Here is a 6,272-nt window from a genome sequence, read left to right as displayed (position 1 = left end):
CTACGAGACCACCGCAGGATGAAAAGGGCTCAGTGCTTCCGTCGTCGTCGGCACCGGCTGAACCGGAGCCAAGAACGTGATCTCGAAAGACGCCCGCTTCGCGTTCCCCTCATCCGGGTCCGTCACCGTCCCCTTCCACTGCCGCAGACCCGTCAGCTCATCGACCCGCTGCCGCACCGGACGGCCAGCGGCCCGATCCTCACGCGACTGGTACTCGTTGTCAGGCGAAACCTCACCGACCAACACAAGTCCCTGCGGAAACGCTGCCTCAAACTCGATCGGGAAACGGTGTCCCCTTGCGATCGCCATGATTTGTTGTCCCTCTCGGTTGCCTGCCTGGCCACCGCCTTTCAGCGGCCTACTAACACATTCGGCCAAGAACCGGTCCGGGCGAGATTCCGTGTGAGTCGCACCTGCGCTTGTCTCGGACTCATTGAGTCGCATCTAGGTCTCATGGGTGGTAGTCTTGGCCGCTCACGGCTCCGGGGGAGAGGTATGGACGACTCGCCACTGATCTTGCTCAAGGTGCTTCTCAAGCAGCGCCACATCCAGGGATACCGCGCGTTCACAAAGGAATACGACAAAGCCGCGGGCAAGGTCGACCCCGAGCTACCTGGGTCTGGCCCAAGCCGTGCGCAATACTTCCGCTGGCTATCCGGAACCATGGTTGGGCTGCCGTACCCGCATCACTTGCGGGTGTTGGAACAGATGTTTCCCGATTGGCAGGCCGGTCAACTGTTCGAGCCGTACTCCGAATCAATCGGCTTCGTGTCCAAGCCAGCGACGGCGGCGCGAGCAAAGCCAGCTGCAGACCAGAACGACGAGATCGTCCGCATGTACCCGACCCGCGCGTCCGTGCCCTACGCGGTATGGAACGAGCTGATCCACAGCGTGGCGCACAGGGTGGACGTCCTCGTGTTCTCCGGTCAGTTCCTTGTCGAGCAGTACGACGTCCTACCGGTCATTCGCGCGAAGGTCCGTCAGGGCGTCAAGTTCCGCTTCCTGGTCGGCAACGAGCAGTCGCCCGCCGTCGTGCAACGAGCTGTCGAGGAAGGCACCACCGGCGGACTCGAAGGCCGAATCCAGATGATGCGCCGATACCTTCGCAGCGTGGCCGAGCTGCCGGGTGTGGACATCCGCACCCACGGCACGATCCTCTACAACTCCATCTACCGCTTCGACGATCAGGCCCTGGTCAACGGCCACGCCTACGGCGCACTGGCAGGCGAAAGTCCAGTCCTACATCTACGCCGCACCGACGACGGCCCAATGTGGCGCCACTACATGGATTCCTACGAGCGCGTCTGGCAGCTCGCCGACGAGGAGAAGTGACCACATGGCCCGCATCGACTACTTCAACGACCCCGCAGCCCCACCCGTCAACAGCGTCGTCCCCTCGGTCACCGTCGCCATCCGCGACGACGCAGGCCGCATCCTGCTTATCCACAAGGTCGACAACGACCTATGGGCACTTCCGGGCGGAGGCCATGACCCAGGCGAACGCATCATCGACACCGCTATTCGCGAGGTACGCGAGGAAACCGGCCTTGACGTAGAGATCGTCCGTTTGGTGGGCACCTACACCGACCCCAACCACGTCATGGCGTACGACGACGGCGAAGTCCGCCAACAGTTCTCGCTGTGCTTCGAGGGCAAGTGGATCGGCGGAACACCCCGCGAAGACGGCACCGAAACCAAGGCGGTCCGATGGGTCGAGCCCACCGCCCTCGACAGCCTCTCCATCCACCCGTCCATGCGCCTGCGGATTGACCACGCTCTAGACGCGAGCCGGGTGACGCCCTACCTGGGCTAGAGGTTCGCTAGCCGTTCCTCGGTCCGACGAACGCTCGCCCCAATGACCTCACGCGCCTTCGACCAAGTCCGGTAGACGGGGTGATCTACAGGGTATCGCGCCAGCACTTCGTCAATGCGTTGATCATAAGTGCATGCACTTCCGTCAGGCGCAGTCGTTAGGTCAGCCGTTATCAAGGCATCCATTACTGGGCTGTCTTCAAGCTCGAACACGGCTAGCTCACCTTCAAATCCTCGTTCCTTAGCTTCAAAACGAGCGCCAGAATGGTGCGCCACAAGACAAACGATCCTGTCCGGGTAGCCATCATCGCGTAGATATCGAGCGCCATCCAGCGCGTGAAACCCTGTCTTCCTCACCTCGGGTGCGTAACCAACGTCGTGAAGCCATGCCGCGGCCACCAAGATGTCGCCTTCGCCATCAACCACACCGCATAGCCTCTGGGCACGGTCGGCGACAGCGTGCACATGTCGCCAACGTCGACCAAGTGGCGACACGAGCAGCTCAGCCAATGCGCGGGACCTACCGACGATCTCCATGGGGTCCATCCTGCCCCTATGAGATGGTTTCTGCATTGAGATCGTGTCGCCAACACGGCCGGAGAGAATGGGATGCTACTCGGTGCCGTACTGACTGAATATCAAACCCGCGTAGGACCCCTTGTCGACAGTGCCCATCGATCACCATGCACGTAAGCCAGTCCTCAAGGTCCGGAGTGGCAACCTTTCTCGTCTTAAGAGCGCCATTGATCCATCTTGCCTGTGGAACCGGGACCACTGCAGAGGCTATTCCCGATATGCCAGCGGCGTGCCGAGGGGACTTCGGAGAAGCGCAATAGTATGGCATACTACTGGGTTATGACCGTCTACATGGACAACCCCGCTGGACGACTTCACGCATTGATAGAACGTGCACGTGGCCTCTCTAACCAACCTGCCTGGAACACGTGGGCGAGCGCGTTCGATATTTCACCTAATAACTCAATGGACCAGTTCGCATGCATTGCAAGGGTTGTGCGAATGATTGAAGCCGTGCCAAGGTTGATGCATCAGCTGATGGAAGCAACGAGCGCGCAGATCTATCTCGAAGGTTTCCATGGTGTTGAAAGTATCATCGAAAGATTCAAGTCGATCTCGCAATACAATGCGGAAAATTTCTTCGCCGAGGTCGGCGGCACGGCAATGAAATGTTTGAAGGTTTGCGCGCTTCAATTGCATGAGAAATTGCCCGAAGTTAGCCCAGAAGGTGATGCAATAGCCGAGTTGATTGGCAAGGTGGATCAACTCGTCGATGAGTTCGAAAAGTTGGACTGGCTATCGGAAGTTGACAAGGATTGGATTCTCAAGGCTCTGCGCAAAATTCAATCTCGCCTGTCCCGTTCGCAACTCTTTGGAACCGCAGACGTCGTAGAGGTGGCAGACGAATTCGTTCATCGGATGCATCGAACGGGTATCTGGTCACGCCTTGGTCGGGATGCTGACTCGCCCGGCGGTCGATTGGCGCTATTTCTCGCAACGGTGTTCACGACGCTTACCATCACAGGATGGCCCGCACTACCCCCGGCGCAAAATTACAATCCGTCGTACCCGATGACAGTTGAAATCGACGAGCTGCAGGAGCTGACGGTTGACTCTGACCCCTTCCTGATTGGCCCTGCAGGCGATCAAGGGGCGACTGCTAATGACTCCGATGAAGTCGTCCCAGGTGAATAGTTGCGAGGCTGTACTACTCGCAAGGTTGGCCAGGATCGATCCTCACGTCACGGCACGCCACGGTCAAGAATTCGGCATAACGGTCACTAAATCCTTTGGGATCAGATGCCCGAATCGGGTCGTCGCGAAGCTTGGATTCAATCCCTGCGGGTAGATGATCGCTAATGCGGCGTGCGGCTCGTTGAGCTTCTGGAGTTCCGAATAGATAGATGTCATTTATTGTGCCTTGAAACTCGTATCGCGCTTGGTTGAAGGGTTCGGATGTTGGGCAATCCTCAGTTGTCGGCGACTTCGTGGCCCCCTCCAGTCCGGGGCACTTCTTAAGAATAAGTGACGTTGCAACGTTGTATCGGTTAGATGTCTCCGCGAACCGGGCGTAAACAGTTTCACGCTTCCTTCGGGCTTCTTCCCGCAGGCTCTGTTCAACTGTGTCTCGACGTATATCCCGATCCTTTTCATTGGCCTGCCCGGTGGCCACCAGTGTTGCGCCGCCAGCGATGATTGCGACGAGAAAGCTGGTCAAGGTGGAAAGTGCCACCGTAGGCCAGTGGATTCCCTCCGAGGAAGGCGACTTCGTCATCAAGAAATTCCTCACAATCGCTCTAACAGGCCGAGGTTCACGACGTCGGCATGAGACGAATCATGCCAGTGCAAACATCGTATCCCTGTTCCCTATCAACACGGCAGCATGGTCGCTTGGCCCGATCGCGATCCGTCATATGTCAACTAACCTTGCTCACGAGGTCTGTCGGTTCAGCATGCCCGTGCTGCTGAATTTGGCTCTATGGGATCAAGGCACGCCGCCTGCGGCGGCGCGCGGGACAGGCCTCTCACGCTGGCACCGCCGCCCGAATTCATCGCGCCACGACGCGCCCTCCCGCTTCGCTCCGGGCGCGCGGGCGCGCGGCACGGCCAGAGGCCGCGCATAGGCCCACGCGCCGCCGCAGGCGACGAGCAGATCAACGGATGCCATCAGGGGCGCCAGACCTCACCGCGGACTACGCCGCGTTTCCCGTGGTCACGTTGGAGGTCCCTCGCAAATGAACATCTAACGCCGGGACGACGGCATCAAGAGCGCCTACGGCGTCGGCTACGCCGATGCTCGCAAGCTCCCACTCTTGACCCCGCCGACCCAGCGCTAGAACCGGCAGGGGCGAGGGAACGGGGGCCGACTAGGCACCGAGGTTCATCCCGATCATCTCACCTGGGAGCGCGCACCATGATCAGAGCCAGCCGCCGCGACATCAGCCCGAACCAGCTCGCCCTGTGGACACGACACAGCCTCACTGGCGTCATTGGAGGACTGTCCACTGTGGCTTCACGAGACGCCGGTTTGGGGACCATTTGGGGACCACACGTCATGCACGACCATGCACAATGCCGTCTGTGCGGAACGTTCGCGCTCACCCCTAAACGCTGCCTGACCTGCGGAAATGTCTACTCCGCCGTCCTGGGGGTCAAGGGGTCGCAGGTTCAAATCCTGTCAGCCCGACGGTCCTGACCAGCGGGTTCACCCTTCACGGGTGGACCCGCTGGTCGTTTTCGGGGTGTTGTGGTCGCACTGTGGTCGCAGATGTCGTCAAGCAGCATCGGCCGGAAGCGGGTCACCGCGACGGTCACCCTGGCCAGCCCAGTAGCGGCCAGGGTGTGACCACCCCGTCCGCGGCCGGAGCCGGAGCGTTCGAGGTCGCCGTCGCCGCAGTGGCGGAGTCCTCGGGCACCCAGGGAACCTTCGCCGCGAGTTCGCTGTCCCCGGCGGGAACCTGGTCGTCGTCGGGCAACTCCGGCTCGTTCTCCTGGTCGTACCCGATCGCGGTGCCGCCGTCGGCGGCCGGTGGCGCGCCGACGGTGTCGCTGTCCTACGGATCGTCCGCTGTGGACGGTCTGACCTCCGGCACCAACAACCAGTCATCGTGGATCGGACTGGGCTGGAGCTACTCGCCCGGATTCATCGAGCGCACGTTCCGCACCTGCTCGGAAGACATCGTCGACTCCCCGCCGCAGACCTCGGACCTGTGCTGGAACCAGCCGAACGTGACCTTCAGCCTGGGCGGCAAGTCCACCCCGCTCGTCTGGAATGGCACGAAGTGGAAGCCGGAGACCGACGACGGCGAGATCGTCGAGTTGGCCACCGATGGCGATCCGGGCGCCTTGGGCGCCAATGGCGCACGCCACGGTGAACGCTGGAAGATCACCACGGCCGACGGCACCGAGTACTGGTTCGGACGCCACAAGCTGCCCGGAGCCACAAACCAGGAGGCCACCAACTCGGCGTGGACCGTCCCGGTGGCCCACCCCGGCACCGGCGACAGCTGCCAGGTGAACACCCTCACGCAGCCGCACTGCGCGCGCGCCTGGCGGTGGAACCTCGACTACGTCCGTGACACCCACGGCAACGCCACTGCCTACTACTACGACAAAGAGACCAACCTCTACGGCGCGAACAACGCCACCACCGGTGTCTCCTACACCCGGGGCGGATGGCCCAAGCGCATCGACTACGGACTGCGCGAGACCAACGGCTCCATCTATGGGTCCGTCGTGCCGAACACGGTGAAGTTCAAGCCCACCGGACGCTGCACCAACTCCGACCCCGAGACCTGCGCGTCGGTGCCACTGACCACGGCGAACCAGCTGACGTGGCGCGACGTCCCGGTCGACCAGAAGTGCGACGCCAGCCCGTGCAACACCCATGGGCCCACGTTCTGGTTGACCTGTTGCGTACCGGGTTTGATGGAGACATCGAAACC

5 protein-coding genes and 2 pseudogenes are annotated in these 6,272 nt (G+C 61.2%); 4 read left to right on the top strand and 3 right to left on the bottom strand.

All coding sequences use genetic code 11. The features are described 5' to 3' along the window. Nucleotides 1-15: 15 nt before the first annotated feature. Nucleotides 16-309, bottom strand: a pseudogene (locus tag GPZ80_RS31705) (hypothetical protein); the annotation flags it as partial. Between the two features lie 186 nt (nucleotides 310-495). Between GPZ80_RS31705 and GPZ80_RS31700 the strand changes: the two are divergent. Continuing rightward, nucleotides 496-1,332, top strand: coding sequence for a hypothetical protein (locus GPZ80_RS31700; protein WP_187224789.1), 837 nt, complete (start codon nucleotides 496-498; stop codon nucleotides 1,330-1,332). 4 nt (nucleotides 1,333-1,336) lie between these two features. Beyond that, nucleotides 1,337-1,813: an NUDIX hydrolase gene (locus tag GPZ80_RS31695; protein WP_187224788.1), complete on the top strand. Its 477-nt coding sequence runs from the start codon at nucleotides 1,337-1,339 to the stop codon at nucleotides 1,811-1,813. Here the strand turns inward: GPZ80_RS31695 and GPZ80_RS31690 are convergent. Further along, nucleotides 1,810-2,349, bottom strand: a complete 540-nt coding sequence (locus GPZ80_RS31690) for an HD domain-containing protein (RefSeq protein ID WP_187224787.1) — start codon at nucleotides 2,347-2,349, stop codon at nucleotides 1,810-1,812. The two genes, GPZ80_RS31695 and GPZ80_RS31690, sit on opposite strands and share 4 nt — an antisense overlap. A gap of 318 nt (nucleotides 2,350-2,667) precedes the next feature. On the opposite strand from GPZ80_RS31690, the gene GPZ80_RS31685 reads away from it, so the two are divergent. After that, a complete protein-coding gene (locus GPZ80_RS31685) occupies nucleotides 2,668-3,522 on the top strand; it encodes a hypothetical protein (protein ID WP_187224786.1) in 855 nt (284 codons plus the stop codon). A 13-nt stretch (nucleotides 3,523-3,535) separates the two neighbouring features. Here the strand turns inward: GPZ80_RS31685 and GPZ80_RS31680 are convergent, their stop codons facing one another. Further along, nucleotides 3,536-4,060, bottom strand: a complete 525-nt coding sequence (locus GPZ80_RS31680; RefSeq protein WP_187224785.1) for a hypothetical protein — start codon at nucleotides 4,058-4,060, stop codon at nucleotides 3,536-3,538. A 1,109-nt stretch (nucleotides 4,061-5,169) separates the two neighbouring features. Here GPZ80_RS31680 and GPZ80_RS31675 point away from each other — a divergent pair. After that, a pseudogene (locus GPZ80_RS31675) lies at nucleotides 5,170-6,272 on the top strand (RHS repeat-associated core domain-containing protein); the annotation flags it as partial.

This window comes from Actinokineospora xionganensis, from assembly GCF_014323725.1.
GTDB lineage: Bacteria > Actinomycetota > Actinomycetes > Mycobacteriales > Pseudonocardiaceae > Actinokineospora > Actinokineospora xionganensis.
Note: the sequence above shows the minus strand (reverse complement) of the source record. Positions and strands in the feature narration are given on the sequence as shown.